Raw genomic sequence first — 21342 nt, forward strand, 5'->3', positions numbered from 1 at the left:
GTCAGACCTCCGCCTGCTTGCCGTGGAAATAGTTGGACGGGCCGCGGGTGCGGAAGGCTTCGCGGAAATGGACCGGGCTCGGCCGGCCGTCGGATCCGACCGACACTTCAGCCAGATAGGCGCCGACGACGCGGGAATGCTGGCTTTCCGCTGTTGCAAGCATTCGGCGCGCCACCTCTTCCTCGGCGGCGACGAACGCCTCCTCGATGTCACCGGTCCAGCCGCAATCCGCGGTCAGGTAGACAACGTCCCCTTCCAGAAGGTCATTGGCGGTGATGACGGCGGGCTTGAATGCGCGGGCCATGGCGGGTCCTCGGAAATGCTCTTGTTCAGTCCCTCAGATATAGAACTTTGTTCCGAATCTTTCACCATATCGGCCTTGAATAAGCAGATTTGTTCTGGGATAAGCCGGAAAAGAAAACACAGTTCTCAAATACGGCGGAGCCGCACAATGGAAGTCTCACTCGACGCGATCGACAGGAAAATCCTCTCGGAACTGCAGCAGGATGCCAGCCTGCCGCTCGACGAGATCGCCCGCCGGGTGGGGGCCTCCAAGACCCCGGTCTGGAACCGGATTCGCAAGATGCGCAATCAGGGTGTGATCCGCAAGCAGACGGTCATCCTCGACCCGGACCTGCTGGGGTTCGAGAGCTGCTTCTTCGTGCTGATCCGGACCTCGGAGCATGAGGAGGGGTGGCAGGACAAGTTCTTGAATGTCATAAGGAATCGCCCCGAAGTGATGGAAGCGCACCGGCTGGCGGGCGACATTGACTATATCCTGAAAGTGCGGGTGCCGAACGCCAAGGGCTATGACGAATTCTACCAGAAACTCATCTCCGAGGTGAAGCTCTTCAACGTCACCGCAACCCTGTCGATGGAAGAGATCAAGTCGACCACCGCCCTGCCGCTCTGACGCGGCGCTCAGCCGGGGTGCAACTGCCCCGCGAGCGGGTGATTCTTCAGCCAGCCCGCATGGTGGCGGTCCGCGACATAGCAGATCCGCAGATCGGCGAAATCATTGTGGTCGGAGAAATGCACGGCCGTCTTGGCCGAGATGCGGCTCGGCAGGAAACACCAGAGCCCCTCGTCATTCATCGCCGCCGCCTGGCTCGTGTCGCGATAGACGAGCAGGTCGGCCAGCGCCGGTTCATCCACCACTTTCACCGTGAAATCCGCGTAATTCGGATTGGATACCGCGCAGACCAATGTCATCCGTTTCCCCCCTATGCTCGCCGGGTCGACACGCTGCCTCGGGGGAAGGGTAACACGGGACCGCGCTCGCGCCAAAACGGACCGGATCGGCGCTCGGATTCTGCTCGGGGGCCTATGTCTCGTGTGCGGGACGCGGCGGACGTTTACGGCTCGACCTTGAGGATCAGCGGCGTTTCGGTTTTCGCGTCCACATCGAAGGTTGAGCGCCCCGTATGGTTCAGGTGGCGGCCATAGGTATGAAGCGAAACCGCCACTTTGTCCCCGTTGTTGACCACGCTGTGTATGTCTTCGGGCAGACAGCAGACTGCGGTTCCGGGATAGAGCGTCTCTTCCTTGGTCGGAACAAGATCCGCGAAACCGGGTTTGGAACCATCGTCGAGCCGCTTGTAGTTGATTTCATGTTCCTGGCCTTCGATCCCGGACACGACGGCCCAGGTCTTGTGATTATGGGCTTCGACGCCGCGACCCGGTGCCCATGCGATGGCGAAGACCGCAAGGTCGTGATTGTCCTCTTCATGCAGAAGGTGCAGCCCAACGCCCTGTTCAGGGTCGGTGAAGCGGTACTTGTCCTTGAACCAGCTTCGATCGGACGCGAGCCGCAAAGCGAGAGGCTTGATCTTCTCGGTGATCACGCCGACTTCCGTCTCTTCCGCGACGATGGCGCGAATGTCCTCGACATAATCCTGAACCGAATATGCAGGCATGAACGCTCCTCCCCCTTTGGAACGCCCATCAGGGTACCCTGAAACCCACGAAAACCAATGCCGGCGCTCGCGGCCTTCGCGCTGTCGGGCGCTCTTGGAGCAATCCCGAATTTCCCACACCTCGGGATGTGAGCAAATTCGACCTTCTCCACCACCGGCGACTGCAACCGGTTTGCGGGCCGTTTCGCTCAGCCGTCGAAAAAGCCCGGTCCGGCGCGCCCGCGCAACGCGGCGGCCAGATCCGCCCCGAGACGTGCTGCATCCGCAACAGGCGCAGCCCCGCTTTCCGTCAAGCATTCGGACCCGTCGGGGCGGATGATCTCGCCGCGCAAGTGCACCTGGTCGCCATCGAGCACCGCCAGCCCGCCGATCGGCGTCTGGCAACTGCCGTCGAGACCGGCTAGGAACGCGCGTTCCGCGGCCAGACGGTGGCCCGTCGGCGTGTCATGAATCGCCGCCAGCAGCGTGGCGATACGGGTATCGTCCTGCCGCCGCTCGATTCCGATTGCGCCTTGTGCGACCGCCGGCAGCATGTCCGTCACCTCGATCGGCGCGGCCGGCACATCGCTGAGGCCCAGCCGGTTCAGACCCGCCATGGCAAGGAAGGTGGCTTCGGCCACACCGTCGGCCAGTTTGCGCATGCGCGTCTGCACATTGCCGCGAAACTCGACGACCTTCAGGTCGGGCCGCCGGTGCAAAAGCTGCGCGCGCCGCCGCAAAGACGAGGTCCCGACCGTCGCGCCCTGCGCCAGATCGGAAATCGCGCCGGCATGCGGCGCGACAAACGCATCGCGCACATCCTCACGCGGGAGGTAGCAGTCGAGCAACAGCCCCGCGGGCTGCGCGACCGGCATGTCCTTCATCGAATGGACCGCCAGATCGATCTCGCCCGCCAGCAGCGCATCCTCGATTTCCTTGGTGAAGAGCCCCTTGCCGCCGATCTCGCCCAAGGGGCGGTCAAGGACGCGGTCGCCGGTCGTCTTGATGACGACGATCTCAAACGCCTCTTGCGGAATGTCATGGGCGGCCATCAGCCGGTCGCGGGTCTCGTGCGCCTGGGCGAGCGCCAGCGGCGATCCGCGCGTGCCGATGCGCAATATGTCGGGTCGGTCGGTCATGGCGCGGACCCTAGACGCGCCACCGCCAAGCGGCAATGGGCTATCACGCCGCAAGGCCGGGCGGGGAAGTCTGCGCCCAATCTCCCCTTTTGCCCGCGCGGCGCAACAGGTAGGGTCCGGCCCGACATGATATGGGGAGCCGCCGATGAAGAGCGCCGACAAGACCCTTCTGAGAGCCCTGCGCGGGGAAACGCTGCCGGTGCCGCCGGTCTGGATGATGCGTCAGGCCGGGCGCTACCTGCCGGAATATCGCGCCACGCGGCAACAGGCCGGGTCCTTCCTCGATCTGTGCTACAACCCCGATCTCGCGACCGAGGTGACGCTCCAGCCGATCCGCCGTTACGGGTTCGACGCGGCGATCCTCTTTGCCGACATCCTGCTGATCCCGCAGGCGCTCGGGGCCGACCTGACTTTCGTGCAAGGCGAAGGCCCGCGCCTGTCCACCATCACCGGCAAGGCCGACATGGACCAGCTGCGCGGCGTCGACACGATCGACGAGACCTTGTCACCGATCTACGAGACCGTGTCGAACCTGCGCGCGGCCCTGCCTGCGGAGACCGCGCTCATCGGCTTCGCCGGCGCGCCCTGGACCGTGGCCACGTACATGATTGCAGGCCGCGGCACGCCCGATCAGGCCCCCGCGCGGCGGATGATCTATGGCGATCCGGAAACGTTCGACCGGCTGATCGACCGGATCACGGATGCGACGATCGAATATCTGTCACGCCAGATCGCGGCAGGTGCGGAAGTGGTGAAGATCTTCGACAGCTGGGCCGGCACCATGCCCGGCCGCCATTTCGCGCGCTACTGCGTGGAGCCCGTGGCGCGGATCACGCGCGAACTGAAAGCGCGGCATGCCGATGTGCCCGTGATCGGATTTCCGCGTGGTGCGGGCGGGCATGCGATCGGCTTTGCCGAAGCCACAGGGGTCGACGGGCTGGCGCTCGACACGAGCGTCGATCCGGCATGGGCTGCGGCGACGCTCCAGCCCCATGTCTGCGTGCAGGGCAATCTCGACCCGCTTCTGATGGTGGAAGGCGGCGACGCGCTCCGCCGCGAAACCCGCGCCATCGTGGACGCTTTCTCCGGCGGTCCGCATATTTTCAACCTTGGTCACGGGATCACGCCCGACGCCGATCCCGACCATGTCTCCATCATGCTGGAAACCATCCGGGGGTAGGTCATGCCGCAGTTCAATCGTATTCTCCTGACCGGCGCGGCCGGCAGCCTCGGCCGCGAATTGCGGTCCGGTCTGGCGCATCTGACCACCCACCTGCGTCTGGCCGACCGGGCCGACATGGGCACGGCCGCCGCGCATGAGGAACTCGTCCAGTGCGACCTGTCTGACCCGGAGGTCGGGATGGAGATCACCCGCGACGTGGACGCGATCGTCCATTTTGCCGGTGTCGCGCGCGAGCAGAGCTTCAACGAGATCATGACCGACACGATTCCTGGCACCTACAACATGTTCGAGGGCGCCCGGAAGAACGGCGTGAAGCGGGTCATCTTCGCAAGCTCCATCCATGCGGTCGGCTATTACCGGCTGGAAGAGGTGCCCGACACGCGCCAGCCGCACCGGCCTGACAGTTTCTACGGCATGGCCAAATGTTTCGGAGAGGATCTGGCAAGCCTCTACTGGAACAAGTTCGGCGTGGAATCGGTCTGTCTGCGCATCTGCTCGGCGCTCGATGCTCCGAAAGAGCGGCGCAATCTCTGGTCCTGGCTCAGCTTCCCCGACACGGTGCGGCTGGTGGAACGGTCGCTGACCGCGCCGCGCACGGGCCATTCGATCATCTTCGGCACCTCGGCCAACAGCATGCAGGCCGTGTCGAACGCGCACGCGACCCATATCGGCTACGACCCGCAGGACACTGCCGACGCGTTCCGGGACGAGATCGAGGCCCAGCCGCTGGCCGACCATGAGAGCGACCTCGTGCGCAATGTGGGCGGTTTCTTCACCAACTTCCCGCATCCCGACGACGCGGAGTGAGCGACAGGGCCGGCCACACCTGCATAGGGCGCCGCGCATGAGCGGCGCACCCGACATTGTCATTGTCGGCGGTGCGATCACCGGAAGCGCGACGGCCTGGTTCCTGGCCTGCGAACAGGGCTATCGCGGGCGGATCACGGTGCTGGAGCCCGACCCGACCTATGCCCGCGCGGCCACCGCGCTCAGCGCGAGCGGGCTGCGGCAGCAGTTTTCCCAGCCCGTCAATGTCGCGATCGGGGTCTTCGGGCGCGACTTCCTGCGCGCAGCGCCGGAGCGGCTCGGTCAGGACCTGATGTTCCACGAAAACGGCTACCTGACGCTGGCCGCGACAGAGGCGGGCGCGGACCTGCTGCGCGCGAACCATCGCGTGCAGACGGCGCATGGCGGCGACATTCGCTTGCTCGAGCCGGACAGGATCGCCGCCTGTTGGCCACATATGAATGTTGCGGATATCCGGCTTGGCGCCTGGGGCGCGACGGGCGAGGGCTGGTTCGACAATATGGGGCTGCTGTCGCTCTTCCGCACACAGGCCCGCGCCGCCGGCGTCACCTACCTGAAGGACAGCGCCACAGGGATCACCCTGCGCGGCGGGCGGGCCGTGTCCGTCACGCGGGACGGCGGCGCTGCGCTCGACTGCGGCCAGGTTCTGGTCGCGGCGGGTGCGGCATCCGCCGCACTGCTGGCGCCGCTTGGCATCGACCTGCCGGTCAGGCGCCGCAAACGCACCAATTTCCTCGTCACCTGCCCCGATCCGGTGCCCGCCGGCTTGCCGCTCATCGTCGATCCGTCGGGCACTTTCGTGCGGCCGGAAGGCACGGGATTCCTGTGCGGCACCGCGCCCGATCCGGACCCGGATGTGGCAGCGGACGATTTCGATCCGGACTGGGACCAGTTCGAGGCAGCCATCTGGCCCGCGCTGGCCCACCGGATCCCGACTTTCGAGCGGCTGCGCGTCGCCTCGGGTTGGGCCGGGCATTACGACATGTGCACGGCGGATGCGAATGCGCTGGTCGGACCTCTGGCGGAGGTGCCGAACCTCTATGTCGCCTGCGGCTTCTCCGGCCACGGGTTGCAGCAGGCACCGGCCGTCGGCCGCGGGCTTGCGGAACATCTGGCGACCGGCACCTGGCAGAGCCTCGATCTGTCGCCGCTCCGCCCCGACCGGATTGCGGCGGGCGACCTGCTCGTGGAGCGCAACATCATCTGAACCGCAGATGCGGGCTGATTTTGTCGCATCCCGCAGCGCGCAGATGGTGCTTTGCAACATGGCAAACGCGGCATAACATCAGGGAAAAACGCAAGGATCATCGTCATGTGCGACGTGATGCACACCGCCAAGGGACGCGGCCCGCGCCGCCGCCGGGCCTGACATGGCACCGACGCCCCAAGAACTGTATCGCGCCGTGGACCGGACCTGGGCGCCGGCTGACGTGATCACCGAAGGCCCCTGGACGATCCGGCGCGGCGAAGGCGGCGGCAAACGTGTTTCCGCCGCGACGCTGAACCGCCGCGATATCGATGACCTGAGCCGCGCGATCGAACAGGCCGAAGAGGCCATGTCCGGCATCGGTCAGGAACCGCTCTTCATGATCCGCGACGGCGATGCGCTGCTGGACGCGCGGCTGGGCGCGATCGGCTATCGCATCGTCGATCCGGTCACGCTTTTCGTGGCCAGTGCCGACCGGCTGTCGCGGATGGACCATCCCGATCACAGCGTGATCCGCTGCGACGCGCCTTTGGCGATCCAGCGCGATATCTGGGCCGCGGGCGGTGTCGGGCCGGAACGGATCGCCGCGATGGAGCGGGTGACCGCGCCGAAAACCTTCCTGCTGGCGCGGTGCGACAACCAGCCCGCCGCCTGCGCCTTCATCGCTGCCGATGGCGACGTGACCATGCTTCACGCGATGGAGGTCGCGCCGCGGTTCCGCCGCCGCGGGCTGGGGCGTCTGGTGACCGCCGCCGCAGCAGAATGGGCGATGGAGCAGGGATCGGGCTGGCTCAGCCTGCTGGCAACACGCGCCAACACCGCCGCCAACGGGCTCTACCGGGCGATGGGGATGGAAGCGGCGGCCCAGTACCACTATCGTCAGCGCCAGACGCAACCGCCCCGGGACCGATGACCGACCGCCTGACGACCGCCCTAGATCTGCCGCCGCTCGACCCGCTTCCGCCGGAGACGCAGGCCTATTTCGACCTCTGCGCCGAGAAACTGGGGCTGGTGCCGAACGTGCTGCGCGCCTATGCGCATGACATCGCGCAACTGGACGGGTTCACCGCGCTCTACAATGCGCTGATGCTGGGCGACAGCCCGCTCAGCAAACTGGAACGCGAGATGATCGCGGTCGTCGTTTCGGCGGAGAACCACTGCCATTACTGCCTTGTGGCCCATGGTGCGGCGGTGCGGGGCCTGTCGGGCGACCCGGTTCTTGGCGAGACACTGGCCACCAACTACCGGATGGCCGACCTGAACACTCGCCAGAAGGCGATGCTCGATTTCGCGGTGCTGGTGACCCGCGCCTCGGCCACGATCGAGGAAGCGGATCGCGCGCGCCTGCGCGAGGCCGGCCTGTCCGACCGGGAGATCTGGGACGTGGCCAATGTGGCGGGCTTCTTCAACATGTCGAACCGCGTTGCCTCTGCAACCGCCATGCGCCCGAACCGCGACTATCACGCCGAGGCACGGACCACGTGACGCGCCATCGCGCGGCACTGGCGCGGGGGCTGGCGGGTCTGGCCGCCGCCCTGACCTGCGGGCTTCTTGCAGCTGTCGGTCCGGTCCGGGCTCAGGATTTTCGGCCCGTGGAAGGGTCAGTCCAGACATGGTCCCATGACAGCGGGCTCGACAGCTACGCGCTCGCTACCGGCCCGTTCGAGGCCGGCACGCTTCCGCGGGAACGGGTCGAGGGCCAGACCCTGCGCCGCATCTGGCGCCGAGAGGGCGGCGACGGATCCACGCTCTCGGCGCTGCAATATGCCCGGCACGAGGCCCGGGTGCTCGGCTACGAGATCCTTTTCGAATGTGACACGGAAAATTGCGGCGGATTCGATTTCCGTTTCGCACTCGACGTGGAATCGCCGCCGCGGTTCGAGAGCGACATATCCGATTTCCGCTACCTGAGCGCGAAGCGTCCCTTTGCGGGCGGCACATCCTATCTGGAAGTGGTCATCAGCCGCTCTCCCCGCGGGATTTACACGCAGGCGACCGAGATCCGACCGCAGGCCGTGCAAACCCTGCCGCTTGCCGACACGGCCCCGGCGGAGGTCGAAACACCGACGCTCGACCAGCAGCTGGCGCGCGACGGATTTGCCGTGCTCGAAGGGCTGGCATTCATCGCCGGAGAAGCGCTGCGCTTCGATGATCCGGAGGACCGGCTCGGCGCGGTGGCCGCGTGGCTCGAAGCCAATCCCGATGCGCGGCTCCTGCTGGTCGGTCATTCCGACAATCAGGGCGGGCTGGAGCAGAATATCGCCTTGTCGCGCGCCCGGGCCGAGGCCGTGCGGCGCGCCCTGATCGAGGATCACGGGATCGATGGCGCGCGGCTCGACGCGCAAGGGGCAGGATTCCTGTCGCCGGTGGCCAGCAATGCAACGGACGCGGGCCGCGCCCGCAACCGGCGTGTGGAGATCGTCGTCAGATAGGCATGAACCAGTCGCAGGGCGTCCGGCCTTTGAACGCCGCGGCCAGATGGTCGATGAAGACCCGCAGCTTCGGTTGCACAAACTGGCCCGCCGGATAGACCGCATAGATGCTGATCAGCGGGTTGGCGAGGTCGGGCAGAACCTGCACGAGCTTGCCGGTCTGCAGCGCATCGCCAAGGATGAAACTCGGCTGCATGGCGATGCCGAGGCCCGCCTCGGCCGCGATCCGCAGCGCCGTGCCGTTGTTCGCGGTGAGCGGACCGCCGACCCGGACCTGCCGTTCCTCGCCTGTGGGCGAGGTCAGGCGCCAGAAATTGCCGGTCGACATGTTGGAATAGTGCAGCAGCGTATGCGAGGCGAGGTCCTCGATCCGTTCCGGCGCACCGTGCTTTTCAATGTAGGAGGGCGCCGCGACGAGCAGGCCGCCCGCCTCACCGAGCTTGCGGGCGCGCAGGCTGCTGTCGGGCAGGCTGCCGATCCGGATCGCGAGGTCAAACCCCTCGTCCACCAGATCGACGAACTTGTCGCTCAGCTCCATGTTGATCTTCATTTCCGGATGGTCGAGCAGGAACTGCCCGACAAGCGGCGCGATGTGGCTGGTGCCGAAGGACACCGGTGCCGAGAGACGGAGCGTCCCGCGCGGCGCTTCCTGCAGGGCGGTGACGACATCGTCGGCCTCCTGCGCGTGGTTGAGGACGCTCATCGCACGGTCATAATAGATGAGGCCGATCTCCGTCGGGCTGACGCGGCGCGTGGTCCGGTTGAGAAGCCGCGCGCCGAGCCGGTCCTCCAGCGAAGCGACATGTTTGGATACGGCGCTCTTCGACATGCCGAGCCGCCGCGCGGCCTCGGTGAAGCCGCCCTGATCCACCACGGAAACGAAGGCTTCCATCTCGCTCAAACGGTCCATGCTTAGCCTTTCGTTTCCATCATGGCGTCAACATGGTTTCGAGCGGCCTATTGTCAACCGACGACAACCGTCGCGGAAGATGAAATCTTGGTGAATTTTTTCTTGCCAGAGGGCGGCGGTGCGACTCATGCTGCCTGCATGTGCCGTTTCGTGACCATTGCCTATCTCGTGATTTCCGCTGTTGCGGTGGCCCTGATCTTCATTGATCCGGGCGATGATCCGCTGTCGGCCATCTTTGCCGTGACCGTGGCCATGCCCTGGACAATCCTTCTGTCCGATGTGCTCGGCGACAATGTGATCGTCAACACGGCGGCGATCGGCGGCTGCATCCTGCTGAACGCGCTCATCCTCTTCGGCGTGTGCAACTTCTTCCGCCGGAGCTGATCCCCGGCGGTTCCCGTCACCTGACGCCCTGCGACCGGCTCAACCGTTGCAATAGTTGAGCTGGGTTCCGTACATCACCGCCCGATCCTGCACGCTGCGCGCCACGTTGATCAGCCAGCGCTGGTTGCGATAGCTGCCGCGGGCATAGCCTGCGTGACCCTGGTGATATGCAAGATACTGATTATAGGCATCATTCTTGGCGATGCCGTTCTTTTCCCAGCTCTTGTGCATATACCAGCCGATGAAGTCGGAGGAATCGGAAAAGTCGGTCCGTTTCGCGCGCCGCTTGCCGGTATCGTCCTGATACCAGTCCCACGTCCCGTCGATGGCCTGCGAGAAGCCATAGGCCGTGGACCGCCGCCCGTTGGGAATGAACCCGAGCACATATTTGCGCGGCGTGCGCGCATCATGCACATATTTCGATTCCTGATAGAGGGTCGCCATCTGGACCTCGACCGGCACGCCCCATTTGCGTTCCGTCCGGGTCATAGCCTTGTGCCAGCCAGGTCGCTCGTCCTTGATGGCACATGCATTGTCCAGATTGCTCGGTGGACCGGATGCGCCACAGGATGCGAGGGCAAGCACCAGAAGGATTGCCATGCGTCGCATGTCATCTGCCTCAATTATTGCTCGATGTTCTTTTTATGAGGCAATTGTGCGGAAAAGCGGCTGACGAATCAAGCCTGTGTCAGATCAACAGTCCGAGTATGAGCGGCAGGGCCACAATCGACATGAGCGTGGAGACGACGACAAGGCTCGCCACATCCCGTGATCCGGCCCCGTATTTCGCCGCCAGCATGTAGGAGGTGACCGCCACCGGCGTCGACATTTGCAAGACCAGCGCGCCGAAAGCGAGGTCCGGCAGATCGAACCAGCGCCCGACAAACACGGCGGCCGAGAAACAGAGCAGCAGCTTCAGGGGCGCGATCAGAAGCGCAAGCCCCGAGGCGCGCATCTCCATCCGCGCCAGCGCCACCCCGAGCGTCACCAGCATCAGCGGAATGCCCATCTGCCCGATCAGGTCGAGCGCGTTCATTGACCATGTCGGCAGGCCCGTGCCGGTGAACATGAAGCCCAGCCCGAGCACGGTGGTCCAGACCATCGGTTCACGCAGCGCCGGCCGGATCGATCCGCCGCCCGACACGATCCAGACGCCGATGGTGAAGGAATAGATCGCCATGAGCGCGAAGATCACCACCGCATAGTCGAGCCCTGCCGGCCCGAAGGCAAAAAGCGCCAGCGGCAGGCCGATATTGCCGGTATTGCCGAAAATGACAGGCGGCAGGAATGTCGGAATGTCGAGCCGCGCCAGCCGGACAAGCAGAAGCGCCCCCACCGTCACCAGCCCGTAGCCCGCGATAGTGGCATAGATCGTGGCTTGCAGAGCGGCAGGGTCGATCTCGGTCCGGATGAGCGCGGTCAGGATCAGGCAGGGCACCGCCACGGTCATCGAGAGCCGGGTGACGAAGGCCACATCATAGTCCCAGCCGAGCTTCACCCAGCCCACGCCAAGGCCCGCCAGCACCAGCACGGGGGCCACGATTTCAAGGACCTGAAGAAAGAGTGCCAGCATGCGTCCGCCCTGTTCGCCACCCGTTGGAATCCCGCGTTGTGGACAATATGTCAACCAGCGGATAAGTAGGCAGGTCGAAGAAGGAAGGTCCTGAATAGAAATGCTGAAAACACGGGCAAAATTCAGAATCGGTGACGTGGTCAAGCACCGCGTGCACCCGTTCCGTGGCGTCATCTTCGACGTGGACCCGGAGTTCAACAACACCGAGGAATGGTGGGAGTCGATCCCCGAGGAAATCCGCCCGCACAAGGACCAGCCCTTCTACCACCTGCTCGCGGAGAACGAGACGAGCTACTACATCGCCTATGTGTCGGAGCAGAACCTGCTGCCCGACCCGTCGGGCGAGCCGGTGGAACATCCCGAGGTCGAAGAACTGTTCGGGGAGATGGCCGGCGGCCACTACAATTCGTCGACCCTTTACCACTGACCTGCAACTGGCCAGTCTGGACGGGCGGTGATGCCTGTCAGAGCGGCTTGCGGAAGAACACCCTGTCGAATCCTTCATCCTCGCGCCGGGCGATGGCCGTGTAGCCGAGGCGGGCATAGAGCGCGCGGTTCTCTGTCATTCGTGCATGCGTGTAGAGCGTGACGGCCGGACAGCCCGCGTCCCGCGCGGCCGTTTCGCAAGCGGCGATCATCTGCCGCCCACGCCCCTGACCACGGGCGTCGGGATGCACGGCCACATTTTCAAGCAGCATGTCTCCATCAGGCTGGACATGCCAGGTGATGAAGCCGAGCGGCCGCCCGTCCGGTCCGTCCAGCACGCGCAGCTCGCCCGCCGCCACCTGCGCGGCATAGTCGATATCGAGCGGCTTGGGGCGTTGGCCGATCCGCGCCACATAGGGCGTGTAGGCGGCCTCGGCTATGGCCAGAACGGCCGCCAGATCAGCCGGTCCCGCCACCCGCAATTCAGCCGCGCCCGCCATCAGTAGCCCAGCGCGCAACCGTCCTTGCGCGGGTCGGAGGCGCCGCTGAGCAGGCCGGTATCGGGATCGATCCAGATCGCCTGCGCGCCGCCGAGCGCCACCTCGGGAATGGTCACCGAGTGGCCCATGGCTTCCAACTGTTCGCGCACGCTCTCGGGATAGCCGCGCTCGACCTCCATCGACCCGTCGCGGTTGAAGCTGCGCGGCGCATCGACCGCTTCCTGCAATTCCATACCGTAATCGACAAGGTTGGACAGAAGCCGGACATGCCCGTTCGGCTGGTAGGCCCCGCCCATCACGCCGAACGGCATCAGAAGCTTGCCTTCCTTGCGCAGCATCGCAGGGATGATCGTGTGCAGCGGCCGCTTGCCGCCGCCCGCCTCGTTCGGGTGGCCCTGCTCCAGCGTGAAGCCCGCGCCGCGGTTCTGGAAGCCGATGCCGAACCTCTCCGACGCGAGGCAGGAGCCGAAACTGTGGAAGATGGAATAGATGAGTGACACGGCCATCCGGTCCGCATCCACAACCGTCAGATAGACCGTATCCTTGTGCACCTGTTCGGAAAGCGCAGCCGGCGACCGCATGGCGCGTTCGGGGTCGATGAGCCCTGCCAAAGCCTTGGCTGTGTCTTCCGACAGCAGGTGATCGAGCCGCGCGCCCGGTGCGTCGGCCTCGGCCATGAACCGGTTGCGGGCGTCATAGGCGAGCTTCGCCGCCTCGGCTTCGATATGGGCGCGGCGGGCGCCAAGCGGCGGCAGCGACCCGATATCGAACTGCTTGAGGATATTTGCCATCAGGATCGCCGTCGCGCCCTGTCCGTTCGGCGGCAGTTCGACAAGTTCATAACCGCGATAGTCGCCGCTCACCGGTTCCACATAGTCGCACGCCGTCGCCGCGAAATCGTCAAGCGTGTGGGTGCCGCCGAGCGCACGCAGCGAATTGACCATATCGTCGGCCACCTCGCCCTCATAGAAACCGGCGCGCCCGTCCATGGCGATCTTTTCCAGAACCTCGGCCTGTTTCGGGGCGCGGAAGAGCGTGCCGACCTTCGGCACCGCACCGTCCACCAGATAGAAATCCCGCGCCGCGCCCTTCAGGTCCGGCGCCGCCAGCGCCCAGTCGAACGCCGTCCGCGGGCCGACCGGCACGCCGGCGCGGGCATAGTGGATGGCGGGCGCCAGCGCCGTCTTCAGACCGAGCCGCCCCCAATCTGCCGAGAGCCGCACGAAAGCATCCACCGCGCCCGGCACGGTGACGGCATCGGCCGAAAAGGCCGGCATGGTCGTGTGGGCGGCGTCCCGCAGCCGTGCGGCGTCGAGCCCGGCCGGTGCGCGGCCCGACCCGTTCAGCCCGACGATCCGGTCCTCCCCCGCGGGCTGGACAAGTGCGAAAAGGTCGCCGCCGATCCCGGTCATCTGCGGTTCGCAAAAGCCCAGAAGCACCGCAGCCGCAATGGCCGCATCCATGGCGTTGCCGCCCTGCTCCATCATCTGGACTGCGACCTTGGCCGCAAGAGGGTGGGAAGTGGCGCACATGCCGTTGGTGGACAGGACGACGGAACGTCCAGGGAGGTGGAAATCACGCATGGGTCGGGCATCCTTGAAAAATCGCGCTCACCGTATCGGCGCGGGCGGGCGATTTCCAGACGCGAAACACACCGAAGCGTCGGCGCAGTGAAGACCGGCAACAGGCGCTTATCGGCAGGGGGGTGTGGGGGAGGGGGTTGGGGGGTAATTCCGGCGTCGTGACGTTTAGGGTGGGGGCAAAAACGAAACGACGCCGGTGCAGAAAACTGCTTGGAAAGTTATTGCGTTCAATCAGGACCGAACCGCGCCGAAATTGTGGTCATTTTGTGGTCGCAGGTGAACGCAGCGTGAACCTGACAGTGTTCTCAGGTCTTTTTTGCCCAATTTCCGGTAATTCCTGCCCCAAGCGGGGCTGAAACGGGGACTGCGAATCTATTGGGAATCAATAGCCGCAGTCGCGCCCAAGAAATTACCCGGTGCCTGCCAGTCAAGGTGGGGGCTGACGGCGGACACCGGGTCTGAAGCTTTAAAAGCTACAGGCCAAACTGGTACAGCCACGGATTCCGGCTGTCATCGGCAAAAATCCAGTCTTTCCAAACTGATCGGAAGGCGCGGCAAAGCTGCAACAGATGTTGACCTTGCAATGACGCGGCGCATTCCGCACACTTCGATCATGCATCACGGAACAACAGGCACCGTCAGCACATTTCCTTCCGCGCCCCTGCCGGTCAGTTTTCACAGAACGGAACTGGCGGTGATCCTCGGGCTTTATGGCCGCATGGTCGCCGCCGGGGAATGGCGCGACTACGGGATTTCCGCCCTGCGGGACGTGGCGATCTTCTCCATCTTCCGGCACACGGCGGAACATCCGATCTACCGGATCGAGAAACGCCCCAAACTTGCGCAGCGGCAGGGCATCTATGCGGTGATCGGGATGGACGGGCGGATCCTGAAGCGCGGCCACGATCTGCCGACCGTCCTGCGCGTGCTGGAACGCAAGCTGATCCGCGCCGTCGCGGACTGAGGGCCGCTCAAGGCCGCCGGACCGCCGTCACGTCGCCCTCTCCCGCATCCCTGATCCGCGCCATCGCATCCCGCAGCGGCTCGAAACTGACGGCCATCGCGTGGGCATTGGCGTGGAGCAGCGTCCTGTCGTCCGCCATCCAGCCGACATGACCGCGCCAGAAGACGAGATCGCCGCGCCGCAGCGGCGCGTCCGGGTCAAGACGCACACCTACCGCCGCTTCCTGCTGGTCGGCATCGCGTGGGCCGTCCCGCCCGACCATCGCGAGCGCCAGCTGGACAAGCCCCGAACAGTCTATGCCGAAGGCCGATGTCCCGCCCCAGAGATAGGGCGTGCCGACAAGACGCTCCGCCACCGTGACGGGATCGCTGTCGGGAAGCGCGCCCATGGGCGCCAGATGCTGGCGTGGCACGTGGCCGAAGCCCGTGCGCAGGAAATCCCCTTCTTCCCCCACCACCGTCACGGCAGCCCCGAGACTGAGCGCAAGGGCGGGCCGCCGCTTCATATTCGCTTCGGGATAGGCATGGGTCTGGCGGACATGGACAATGTGGGTCGGTTCCACTGGCACGCCGAGCGCGGTCCGGTCCAGATAGCCGACATAACTGTCCGCCCCCGCCTGAACCCATGCCATGCCGGTGCTTTCATCCTCCTCGTAGACCGTCACCATCGCACCGGCGCGAAGCTGGCTCGACAGGGCGGGCGCGTCGGGCCGGTCCCGCAGATCGGCAAGCGGCACCGTCACCATTGCAGGGCGTCCCGTGACGTAGCGGTCGGCGTCGACCAGCCCGCGCAGGCTGGCCGCGGCGAGGTCCGGCCGCGCGACCGTCAGGCGCGGGTCACTGCCGGCCATAGGTGGCGTCCAGATGGTGCAGGATCGCGCGCGCCGCCTGGCTCGCGCCGCCGCGCGGGCGCCCGGGCGCGGCCGCGGGCGTCCAGCCGTAAATGTCGAGATGGGCGAACCGTTCGGCCCGCTCGACGAACCGGCGCAGGAAAAGCGCGGCCGTCACCGATCCAGCCATCCCGCCCTTTGGCGCATTGTCGAGATCGGCAATGTCGGGCTCGATCATCGGCTCGTACGGATCCCAGAAGGGCATCCGCCAGAGCGGGTCGGCCACCGCGCGCGATGCCGCGCCGAGTGCATCGGCCAGCCCCTCATCATCGGTGTAGAAGGGCATAAGATCCGGCCCGAGCGCGACCCGCGCGGCACCTGTCAGCGTGGCGAGGCAGAAGATCGCAGCGGGCGCTTCCTCGTCTGCCAGCGCCAGCGCATCGGCGAGCACCAGCCGTCCCTCGGCATCGGTATTGTTGATCTCGACCGTCAGCCCCTTGCGCGACATGAGCACATCGCCCGGACGGAACGCGCCTGCCGAGACGCTGTTCTCCACCGCCGGCACAAGCAACCTCAGCCGCAGGTTCAGCCGCAGCGCCATGATCATCCGCGCCAGACCGATCGCGTTCGCAGCCCCGCCCATGTCCTTCTTCATCAACGCCATCGAGCCGCCGGGCTTGAGGTTCAGCCCGCCGGTGTCGAAACAGACGCCCTTGCCGACGAGCGTGACCTTCGGCGCGTCCTCCGGCCCCCATTGCAGGTCCAGAAGCCGCGGCTCCACGTCCGAGGCCCGTCCGACCGCGTGGATCATCGGGAAGTTTTCAGTCAGGAGCGCATCGCCGCTGGTGACCGCGCAGGTGGCGCCGAATTCGGACGCGAGCGATGTCACGGCGTCCTCCAGTGCGGCCGGCGTCATCTGGTTGGCAGGCGTGTTGATCAGATCGAAGCTGAGCATCGCCGCAGCGGCGATCGCCTCGGTCTCGGCCGCATTGACACCGTCCGGCGCGACGAGCCGTGCAGGCGCCGGCTTGGCCTGCTTGTAGCGGGTAAACCGGTAGCTCGACAGAAGCCAGCCGAGCGCAATCTCGCGCGCCAGTGCCGCATCCTCGACGCCGCCCAGCGCATAGGTGCCCTCGGGCAGGCTGTTGGCCAGATCGGCGAGCGGAAAGCGGCTCCGCGCCCGTGCCGCCGCATCGCCGAGACCAGCCAGCACACCGGCAATCCCGCCATCGGGCGCGGGCAGCACGATCCGGCTGCCGGGCGTTGCGGTGAAGCCGCTTGCACGGACCCATGCGGCTTGCGTGTCAGGTGCCTCTGCCAGCCAACCGTCCAGCGCATCGGGCGCCAGCGCGGTGAGGGGGATCGCGTCCGCGGATGCCGGTGCGAATGTCGGGGTCATGCTTCTCTCCTGAGCCGTTCGCGCCGACAGTATCTGCTCCGGCGGGGATTGAAAATCCGCATCACGACAGCGCGCGGAGCGCCGGACCGGCCTTGAAAACCCTTGTCACGGGGCTTTACTTCGCCCAACAAGAACCGACTTCAATACAGGGACCCGTGCACCATGCATCATGCAAAACCGCTGCCTCGCTTCCTCGTCCAGCGCTACAAGGGCTGGAAGGCCACGCAATTCGAAGAGAACAAGTCCTGGTACTCGCGACTTGCCGACGAGGGGCAGCGCCCGCGCACGATGATCATTTCCTGCTGTGACAGCCGGGTGCATGTGACCTCCATCTTCGGCGCCGACAGCGGTGAGTTCTTCATCCACCGCAACATCGCCAACCTTGTCCCGCCGTTCGAGGTGAGCAAGACGATCCACGGCACCTCTGCCGCGATCGAATATGCGGTGACGGCGCTCAAGGTGTCGAACCTCGTGGTGCTCGGCCATTCCAAATGCGGCGGCGTGCAGGGCTGCTACGAGATGTGCACCGGCGAGGCACCGCAATTGCAGGAAGCAAGCAGTTTCGTCGGCCGCTGGATGGACATCCTCAAACCCGGTTTCGAGCGGATCGAGAAGAACGAGGGCGACAAGCAGGCGAAGCTGACGGCGCTGGAGCATGAAAGCATCCTCGTCAGCCTCGAGAATCTGATGACCTTCCCCTTCGTGAAGGAGGCCGTGGAATCAGGCCAGCTGTCGCTCCACGGGCTCTGGCATGAAATCGGATCCGGCAGCCTTGAATGCTACGATGCCGACAAGAAGGAATTTACGCGCGTCTGACGCCCGGCGACATGACGACACGAAAAAAGGCGGCCGATGGGGCCGCCTTTTGCATTGGTACGGCTGACACACGTCAGCCTTTCTTCAGGACCTCGCGGCCAAGCAGTTCGGCGATCTGCACCGCGTTCAGCGCCGCGCCCTTGCGCAGGTTGTCCGACACGCACCAGAGGTTCAGGCCATTGTCGATCGTGCTGTCCTGACGGATGCGGCTGATGAAGGTCGCATAGTCGCCCACACATTCGACAGGCGTGATGTAGCCGCCGTCCTCGCGCTTGTCGACGACGAGGATACCGGGCGCCTCGCGCAGGATGTCGCGGGCCTCGTCCTCGTCGAGGAAATCCTCGAACTCGATGTTCACGGCCTCGGAATGGCCGACAAAGACGGGCACACGCACGCAGGTTGCCGTGACCTTGATCGACGGGTCGACGATCTTCTTGGTCTCGGCCACCATCTTCCACTCTTCCTTGGTCGAGCCGTCGTCCATGAAGACGTCGATATGCGGAATGACGTTGAAGGCGATCTGCTTGGTGTAGACGTCGGGCTCGACCTCCTGGCCGGGGACATATTTGCCTTTGGTCTGGTTCCACAACTCGTCCATCGCGCCCTTGCCCGAGCCGGAGACCGACTGGTAGGTCGACACGACGACGCGCTTGATCCGCGCCCGGTCATGGAGCGGCTTCAGCGCCACGACCATCTGTGCGGTCGAACAGTTGGGGTTGGCGATGATGTTCTTCTTGGCATAGCCGTGCACGGCCTGCGGGTTCACCTCGGGCACGATCAGCGGCACATCCGGATCGTAGCGGTAGAGCGAGCTGTTATCGATCACCACGCACCCGGCGGCCGCGGCCTTCGGGGCATATTTCTTCGTCGCTTCCGAGCCGACCGCGAACAGCGCCATGTCCCAGCCGGTGAAGTCGAAGGTGTCCAGGTCTTCGGTCTTCAGGGTGGTCTCGCCAAAGCTGCATTCGGTGCCCAGCGACTTGCGCGACGCAAGCACGGCAATCTCGTCGACCGGGAACGCGCGTTCCGACAGAATGTTCAGCATTTCGCGGCCCACATTGCCCGTGGCGCCCGCGATGACGATTCGGTAACCCATCTCCGTTTTCTCCTGAAATAAGGGTTTTGGACGCGCGCTTCTAACCTATCCTTTCGCGATTGTGAAATGCGCTCGGGTGACGCAAGGGCAAGTTCGGTCCATAGTGGGGGCGGAGGTGCCGAAATGAGACAATTCCTGGCCGCCGCAATTCTGGCGGCAACGGGCACCGCCTGCCTTGCCGACACGGTCCGCATCCTAGACGCATCCGCCAAGCGGCAGGGTGCCGGCTGGACCATTTCCGTCACCCTTGAACATGCCGATACGGGCTGGGACCATTATGCCGATGCGTGGCGCGTCGAAGCGCCCGACGGCACCGGGCTCGGCCAGCGCAAGCTCCTGCACCCGCATGTGGACGAACAGCCCTTCACCCGGTCGCTGATCGGCGTGATGGTGCCCGACGGGGCCGACCATCTGATCATCCGCGCCCGCGACACGGTCCACGGCTGGGCGGAAGAAAGCTTCCGCCTGACCCTGCCCGACTGACACCTGCCCCATCGCACTGGACAACGACCACGGTTGACTTTGGCGGGTTTTTTATATAACCGTATGGTTATGAATAGCGGAAGCCATCACAAGAAGGACGACCAGCTCGACGCTGTTTTCGCGGCGCTGGCCGACCCGACGCGGCGCGCGCTCCTGCAACGTCTTGCCCGCGGCAGCGCCAGCGTCAGCGAACTGGCCGCGCCGTTGCCGATGAGCCAGCCGGCTGTATCCAAACATCTCAAGGTGCTGGAAGGAGCCGGCCTCGTGACCCGCGGGCAGGACCGTCAGCGCCGCCCCGCGACACTCGATGCCGCACCGCTCGTGCCCGCCATCGGCTGGATCGAGGCGCTGGAGCGGGTCTGGACCGGCCGGCTCGACCGGCTCGATGACCTGCTTGAAGAACTGAAGGCAACAACCGACCCGACCGAGGAAGGAACAGGGACATGACCGACGTGCCGACCTATGTGCTTGAACGGAATTTCGACGCGCCGCGGGCGCTGGTCTGGAAAGCCTGGACCGATCCGGAACTGCTCGCCCGCTGGTACGGGCCGGGGGTGGAGACGATCATCCATGCGCTTTCGGTGCGCGAGGGTGGTGCGTGGCTTTGCGAGATGCGCTGGGGCGACAATGCCAATTTCCAGCGTGCGGACTATACCGAAGTGGTGGAGCCCGAACGGCTCGTCTGGCTGCACACGGTGACGGATGCCGACTGGCAGCCCGCGCCGAACCCGATGATGCCCGACTGGCCCCGCACCCTCCTGACGGTCGTCACCTTCGAAGCACGCGGCGACAAGACCTTCCTGCGCCTGACCTGGACACCGCATAAGGCCACAGACGCCGAAATCGCCTGCTTCGCCGGCGCCATGTCCGGCCTCGACCAGGGCTGGGGCAAAGGGATGGAGATCTTGGCGGACGTTCTGGCGGAGTTGATGGAGTAAACCCCCTCACCCCAGAAACGGCTCCTCCCGTTTCTCGCCAAACCCCAGCACCGTTTCCGCTCCGGTCCAGAGCGCAACCTCGCCTTCCATCCCGTCGGGATCCGTGAAGGTGATCAGGCGCACCGCGCCGAAATCGGTGATCTTCCCGTCCGAAGCACCGGCCTCCACCAGCCGGCGGCGCAGGGTCTGCAGGCTCTCCTCGTCATCGACCTTGAGCGCCAGATGGTCGATATGGCCGCGCCGGCCAAGTTCCGTCGAGCCGGCCTCGAAACCGGTCGGCTGCGGCATCTGGAACGGATGCAGCGCAAACCCTTGCCCGAGGTCGATGAGCGCATGGCGCACCGCTGCGCCACCCGGCCCGGGCTCCGATATGTCGAAGCGCGTCTCGGCGTCGAAATGGGTCTCGTAGAAGGCGATCAGCCGCCCGATATCGGCGGTGAAGAGCGTCAGGTGATGCGCGCCGCTGGTGATGGCCATGGGATCCTCCGCAATTGCGTCCGGTCCATCCAGCATAGCGGAAAAGTGCGAACCCCGCGCAATCCCGCCGAAAGGCGATGATTGTATCGCCTGCGGAAACCCAACATGTCGAATGAAATGGTCGGAGTGAGAGGATTCGAACCTCCGGCCCCTGCCTCCCGAAGACAGTGCTCTACCAGGCTGAGCTACACTCCGTGACCGAGGCGAGCATCTACGCTGCTTTCGCCCCGAGTTCAATCCTCTTTTTGACCGGCCTGCGGATTCCTGTCAGCGGCCGCCCATGTCCCGCGCCCTGCAGGGC

General features: G+C 65.2%; 27 protein-coding genes and 1 tRNA gene. 14 read left to right on the forward strand and 14 right to left on the reverse strand.

Going from position 1 to position 21342, the window contains the following annotated elements; all coding sequences use genetic code 11:
- Position 1: 1 nt before the first annotated feature.
- The gene (locus GSH16_RS03845) at positions 2-304 is read right to left on the reverse strand and encodes a DUF2849 domain-containing protein (RefSeq protein ID WP_160852076.1); all 303 of its coding nucleotides are present in this window, start codon (positions 302-304) and stop codon (positions 2-4) included.
- A gap of 147 nt (positions 305-451) precedes the next feature.
- Between GSH16_RS03845 and GSH16_RS03850 the strand changes: the two genes are divergently transcribed.
- The gene (locus GSH16_RS03850; RefSeq protein WP_160852079.1) at positions 452-913 is read left to right on the forward strand and encodes an Lrp/AsnC family transcriptional regulator; all 462 of its coding nucleotides are present in this window, start codon (positions 452-454) and stop codon (positions 911-913) included.
- Between the two features lie 8 nt (positions 914-921).
- Here the strand turns inward: GSH16_RS03850 and GSH16_RS03855 are convergent, their stop codons facing one another.
- The 3 genes from GSH16_RS03855 to hemC all read right to left on the reverse strand — a co-directional run bounded on the left by GSH16_RS03855 (position 922) and on the right by hemC (position 3034).
- Positions 922-1212 carry a DUF6150 family protein gene (locus tag GSH16_RS03855; protein WP_160852081.1) on the reverse strand — a complete coding sequence of 97 codons (291 nt, stop codon included), beginning with the start codon at positions 1210-1212 and terminating at the stop codon, positions 922-924.
- Between the two features lie 143 nt (positions 1213-1355).
- Positions 1356-1916 (reverse strand): cysteine dioxygenase family protein, encoded by a 561-nt coding sequence (locus tag GSH16_RS03860; protein WP_160852084.1) that lies wholly within the window; start codon positions 1914-1916, stop codon positions 1356-1358.
- 188 nt (positions 1917-2104) lie between these two features.
- Positions 2105-3034 (reverse strand): hydroxymethylbilane synthase, encoded by a 930-nt coding sequence (gene hemC / locus GSH16_RS03865; RefSeq protein ID WP_160852086.1) that lies wholly within the window; start codon positions 3032-3034, stop codon positions 2105-2107.
- Positions 3035-3179: 145 nt separating this feature from the next.
- Between hemC and hemE the strand changes: the two genes are divergently transcribed.
- The 6 genes from hemE (at position 3180) to GSH16_RS16045 (ending at position 8663) form a co-directional block, all read left to right on the forward strand.
- Positions 3180-4214, forward strand: coding sequence for a uroporphyrinogen decarboxylase (hemE, locus tag GSH16_RS03870; protein ID WP_160852088.1), 1035 nt, complete (start codon positions 3180-3182; stop codon positions 4212-4214).
- Between the two features lie 3 nt (positions 4215-4217).
- Positions 4218-5024, forward strand: a complete 807-nt coding sequence (locus GSH16_RS03875; protein WP_160852091.1) for an NAD-dependent epimerase/dehydratase family protein — start codon at positions 4218-4220, stop codon at positions 5022-5024.
- A 37-nt stretch (positions 5025-5061) separates the two neighbouring features.
- Entirely contained in the window at positions 5062-6231 is a 1170-nt protein-coding gene (locus GSH16_RS03880; RefSeq protein ID WP_160852093.1) for an NAD(P)/FAD-dependent oxidoreductase, read from the forward strand.
- Positions 6232-6394: 163 nt separating this feature from the next.
- A complete protein-coding gene (locus GSH16_RS03885) occupies positions 6395-7144 on the forward strand; it encodes a GNAT family N-acetyltransferase (RefSeq protein WP_160852095.1) in 750 nt (249 codons plus the stop codon).
- The gene (locus GSH16_RS03890) at positions 7141-7716 is read left to right on the forward strand and encodes a peroxidase-related enzyme (RefSeq protein WP_160852097.1); all 576 of its coding nucleotides are present in this window, start codon (positions 7141-7143) and stop codon (positions 7714-7716) included. The genes GSH16_RS03885 and GSH16_RS03890 overlap by 4 nt, the downstream gene beginning before the upstream one ends.
- Complete coding sequence (locus GSH16_RS16045; RefSeq protein WP_160852100.1) at positions 7713-8663, forward strand: OmpA family protein; 951 nt, start codon at positions 7713-7715, stop codon at positions 8661-8663. Before GSH16_RS03890 ends, GSH16_RS16045 begins: the two co-directional genes overlap by 4 nt.
- On the opposite strand, the gene GSH16_RS03900 is transcribed toward GSH16_RS16045, so the two are convergent.
- Positions 8656-9573, reverse strand: coding sequence for a LysR family transcriptional regulator (locus tag GSH16_RS03900; protein ID WP_160852102.1), 918 nt, complete (start codon positions 9571-9573; stop codon positions 8656-8658). The two genes, GSH16_RS16045 and GSH16_RS03900, sit on opposite strands and share 8 nt — an antisense overlap.
- Before the next feature lie 90 nt (positions 9574-9663).
- Between GSH16_RS03900 and GSH16_RS03905 the strand changes: the two genes are divergently transcribed.
- Positions 9664-9957 carry a hypothetical protein gene (locus GSH16_RS03905; RefSeq protein WP_160852104.1) on the forward strand — a complete coding sequence of 98 codons (294 nt, stop codon included), beginning with the start codon at positions 9664-9666 and terminating at the stop codon, positions 9955-9957.
- A gap of 39 nt (positions 9958-9996) precedes the next feature.
- Here GSH16_RS03905 and GSH16_RS03910 read toward each other — a convergent pair whose 3' ends face one another.
- The gene (locus tag GSH16_RS03910; protein WP_160852106.1) at positions 9997-10566 is read right to left on the reverse strand and encodes a transglycosylase SLT domain-containing protein; all 570 of its coding nucleotides are present in this window, start codon (positions 10564-10566) and stop codon (positions 9997-9999) included.
- Positions 10567-10645: 79 nt separating this feature from the next.
- Positions 10646-11527 carry an AEC family transporter gene (locus GSH16_RS03915; RefSeq protein WP_160852984.1) on the reverse strand — a complete coding sequence of 294 codons (882 nt, stop codon included), beginning with the start codon at positions 11525-11527 and terminating at the stop codon, positions 10646-10648.
- Between the two features lie 103 nt (positions 11528-11630).
- On the opposite strand from GSH16_RS03915, the gene hspQ reads away from it, so the two are divergent.
- Positions 11631-11957, forward strand: a complete 327-nt coding sequence (hspQ, locus tag GSH16_RS03920; protein WP_160852109.1) for a heat shock protein HspQ — start codon at positions 11631-11633, stop codon at positions 11955-11957.
- 37 nt (positions 11958-11994) lie between these two features.
- Here the strand turns inward: hspQ and GSH16_RS03925 are convergent, their stop codons facing one another.
- Entirely contained in the window at positions 11995-12456 is a 462-nt protein-coding gene (locus GSH16_RS03925) for a GNAT family N-acetyltransferase (protein ID WP_160852111.1), read from the reverse strand.
- Positions 12456-14039, reverse strand: a complete 1584-nt coding sequence (locus tag GSH16_RS03930) for a gamma-glutamyltransferase family protein (RefSeq protein WP_160852113.1) — start codon at positions 14037-14039, stop codon at positions 12456-12458. The genes GSH16_RS03925 and GSH16_RS03930 overlap by 1 nt, the downstream gene beginning before the upstream one ends.
- Before the next feature lie 613 nt (positions 14040-14652).
- Between GSH16_RS03930 and GSH16_RS03935 the strand changes: the two genes are divergently transcribed.
- On the forward strand, positions 14653-15003 hold the full coding sequence (locus GSH16_RS03935) for a DUF2794 domain-containing protein (protein WP_235913015.1): 351 nt from the start codon (positions 14653-14655) through the stop codon (positions 15001-15003).
- 7 nt (positions 15004-15010) lie between these two features.
- Here the strand turns inward: GSH16_RS03935 and GSH16_RS03940 are convergent, their stop codons facing one another.
- A complete protein-coding gene (locus GSH16_RS03940; RefSeq protein ID WP_160852117.1) occupies positions 15011-15853 on the reverse strand; it encodes a C40 family peptidase in 843 nt (280 codons plus the stop codon).
- Entirely contained in the window at positions 15840-17231 is a 1392-nt protein-coding gene (locus tag GSH16_RS03945) for a leucyl aminopeptidase family protein (protein WP_160852119.1), read from the reverse strand. Before GSH16_RS03945 ends, GSH16_RS03940 begins: the two co-directional genes overlap by 14 nt.
- 162 nt (positions 17232-17393) lie before the next feature.
- On the opposite strand from GSH16_RS03945, the gene GSH16_RS03950 reads away from it, so the two are divergent.
- Entirely contained in the window at positions 17394-18047 is a 654-nt protein-coding gene (locus GSH16_RS03950; protein WP_160852122.1) for a carbonic anhydrase, read from the forward strand.
- Positions 18048-18120: 73 nt separating this feature from the next.
- On the opposite strand, the gene GSH16_RS03955 is transcribed toward GSH16_RS03950, so the two are convergent.
- Positions 18121-19143: an aspartate-semialdehyde dehydrogenase gene (locus GSH16_RS03955; protein ID WP_160852124.1), complete on the reverse strand. Its 1023-nt coding sequence runs from the start codon at positions 19141-19143 to the stop codon at positions 18121-18123.
- 123 nt (positions 19144-19266) lie between these two features.
- Between GSH16_RS03955 and GSH16_RS03960 the strand changes: the two genes are divergently transcribed.
- The 3 genes from GSH16_RS03960 to GSH16_RS03970 all read left to right on the forward strand — a co-directional run bounded on the left by GSH16_RS03960 (position 19267) and on the right by GSH16_RS03970 (position 20564).
- Positions 19267-19626 carry a hypothetical protein gene (locus GSH16_RS03960; RefSeq protein ID WP_160852126.1) on the forward strand — a complete coding sequence of 120 codons (360 nt, stop codon included), beginning with the start codon at positions 19267-19269 and terminating at the stop codon, positions 19624-19626.
- Positions 19627-19695: 69 nt separating this feature from the next.
- Positions 19696-20073, forward strand: coding sequence for an ArsR/SmtB family transcription factor (locus GSH16_RS03965; RefSeq protein ID WP_160852129.1), 378 nt, complete (start codon positions 19696-19698; stop codon positions 20071-20073).
- Positions 20070-20564, forward strand: a complete 495-nt coding sequence (locus GSH16_RS03970; RefSeq protein WP_160852131.1) for an SRPBCC family protein — start codon at positions 20070-20072, stop codon at positions 20562-20564. Before GSH16_RS03965 ends, GSH16_RS03970 begins: the two co-directional genes overlap by 4 nt.
- A gap of 6 nt (positions 20565-20570) precedes the next feature.
- Here the strand turns inward: GSH16_RS03970 and GSH16_RS03975 are convergent, their stop codons facing one another.
- The gene (locus GSH16_RS03975) at positions 20571-21041 is read right to left on the reverse strand and encodes a VOC family protein (protein ID WP_160852133.1); all 471 of its coding nucleotides are present in this window, start codon (positions 21039-21041) and stop codon (positions 20571-20573) included.
- 118 nt (positions 21042-21159) lie between these two features.
- A tRNA-Pro gene (locus GSH16_RS03980) sits at positions 21160-21236 on the reverse strand.
- Positions 21237-21342 lie beyond the last annotated feature (106 nt).

It is taken from the genome of Oceanomicrobium pacificus, assembly GCF_009833495.1.
Taxonomy (GTDB): domain Bacteria; phylum Pseudomonadota; class Alphaproteobacteria; order Rhodobacterales; family Rhodobacteraceae; genus Oceanomicrobium; species Oceanomicrobium pacificus.

Bases quoted from the DNA above. Each gene is read 5' to 3' on its own strand.
- GSH16_RS03845 (WP_160852076.1), bottom strand. From the start codon at position 304: ATGGCCCGCGCATTCAAGCCCGCCGTCATCACCGCCAATGACCTTCTG.
- GSH16_RS03945 (WP_160852119.1), bottom strand. From the start codon at position 17,231: ATGACCCCGACATTCGCACCGGCATCCGCGGACGCGATCCCCCTCACC.
- GSH16_RS03875 (WP_160852091.1), top strand. From the start codon at position 4,218: ATGCCGCAGTTCAATCGTATTCTCCTGACCGGCGCGGCCGGCAGCCTC.
- GSH16_RS03900 (WP_160852102.1), bottom strand. From the start codon at position 9,573: ATGGACCGTTTGAGCGAGATGGAAGCCTTCGTTTCCGTGGTGGATCAG.
- GSH16_RS03890 (WP_160852097.1), top strand. From the start codon at position 7,141: ATGACCGACCGCCTGACGACCGCCCTAGATCTGCCGCCGCTCGACCCG.
- GSH16_RS03950 (WP_160852122.1), top strand. From the start codon at position 17,394: ATGCATCATGCAAAACCGCTGCCTCGCTTCCTCGTCCAGCGCTACAAG.
- GSH16_RS03940 (WP_160852117.1), bottom strand. From the start codon at position 15,853: ATGGCCGGCAGTGACCCGCGCCTGACGGTCGCGCGGCCGGACCTCGCC.
- GSH16_RS03880 (WP_160852093.1), top strand. From the start codon at position 5,062: ATGAGCGGCGCACCCGACATTGTCATTGTCGGCGGTGCGATCACCGGA.
- hemE (WP_160852088.1), top strand. From the start codon at position 3,180: ATGAAGAGCGCCGACAAGACCCTTCTGAGAGCCCTGCGCGGGGAAACG.
- GSH16_RS03860 (WP_160852084.1), bottom strand. From the start codon at position 1,916: ATGCCTGCATATTCGGTTCAGGATTATGTCGAGGACATTCGCGCCATC.
- GSH16_RS03925 (WP_160852111.1), bottom strand. From the start codon at position 12,456: ATGGCGGGCGCGGCTGAATTGCGGGTGGCGGGACCGGCTGATCTGGCG.
- GSH16_RS03855 (WP_160852081.1), bottom strand. From the start codon at position 1,212: ATGACATTGGTCTGCGCGGTATCCAATCCGAATTACGCGGATTTCACG.
- GSH16_RS03910 (WP_160852106.1), bottom strand. From the start codon at position 10,566: ATGCGACGCATGGCAATCCTTCTGGTGCTTGCCCTCGCATCCTGTGGC.
- GSH16_RS03885 (WP_160852095.1), top strand. From the start codon at position 6,395: ATGGCACCGACGCCCCAAGAACTGTATCGCGCCGTGGACCGGACCTGG.
- GSH16_RS03955 (WP_160852124.1), bottom strand. From the start codon at position 19,143: ATGGGTTACCGAATCGTCATCGCGGGCGCCACGGGCAATGTGGGCCGC.
- GSH16_RS03975 (WP_160852133.1), bottom strand. From the start codon at position 21,041: ATGGCCATCACCAGCGGCGCGCATCACCTGACGCTCTTCACCGCCGAT.
- hspQ (WP_160852109.1), top strand. From the start codon at position 11,631: ATGCTGAAAACACGGGCAAAATTCAGAATCGGTGACGTGGTCAAGCAC.
- GSH16_RS03850 (WP_160852079.1), top strand. From the start codon at position 452: ATGGAAGTCTCACTCGACGCGATCGACAGGAAAATCCTCTCGGAACTG.
- GSH16_RS03970 (WP_160852131.1), top strand. From the start codon at position 20,070: ATGACCGACGTGCCGACCTATGTGCTTGAACGGAATTTCGACGCGCCG.
- GSH16_RS03930 (WP_160852113.1), bottom strand. From the start codon at position 14,039: ATGCGTGATTTCCACCTCCCTGGACGTTCCGTCGTCCTGTCCACCAAC.
- GSH16_RS03965 (WP_160852129.1), top strand. From the start codon at position 19,696: ATGAATAGCGGAAGCCATCACAAGAAGGACGACCAGCTCGACGCTGTT.
- hemC (WP_160852086.1), bottom strand. From the start codon at position 3,034: ATGACCGACCGACCCGACATATTGCGCATCGGCACGCGCGGATCGCCG.
- GSH16_RS03960 (WP_160852126.1), top strand. From the start codon at position 19,267: ATGAGACAATTCCTGGCCGCCGCAATTCTGGCGGCAACGGGCACCGCC.
- GSH16_RS03935 (WP_235913015.1), top strand. From the start codon at position 14,653: ATGCATCACGGAACAACAGGCACCGTCAGCACATTTCCTTCCGCGCCC.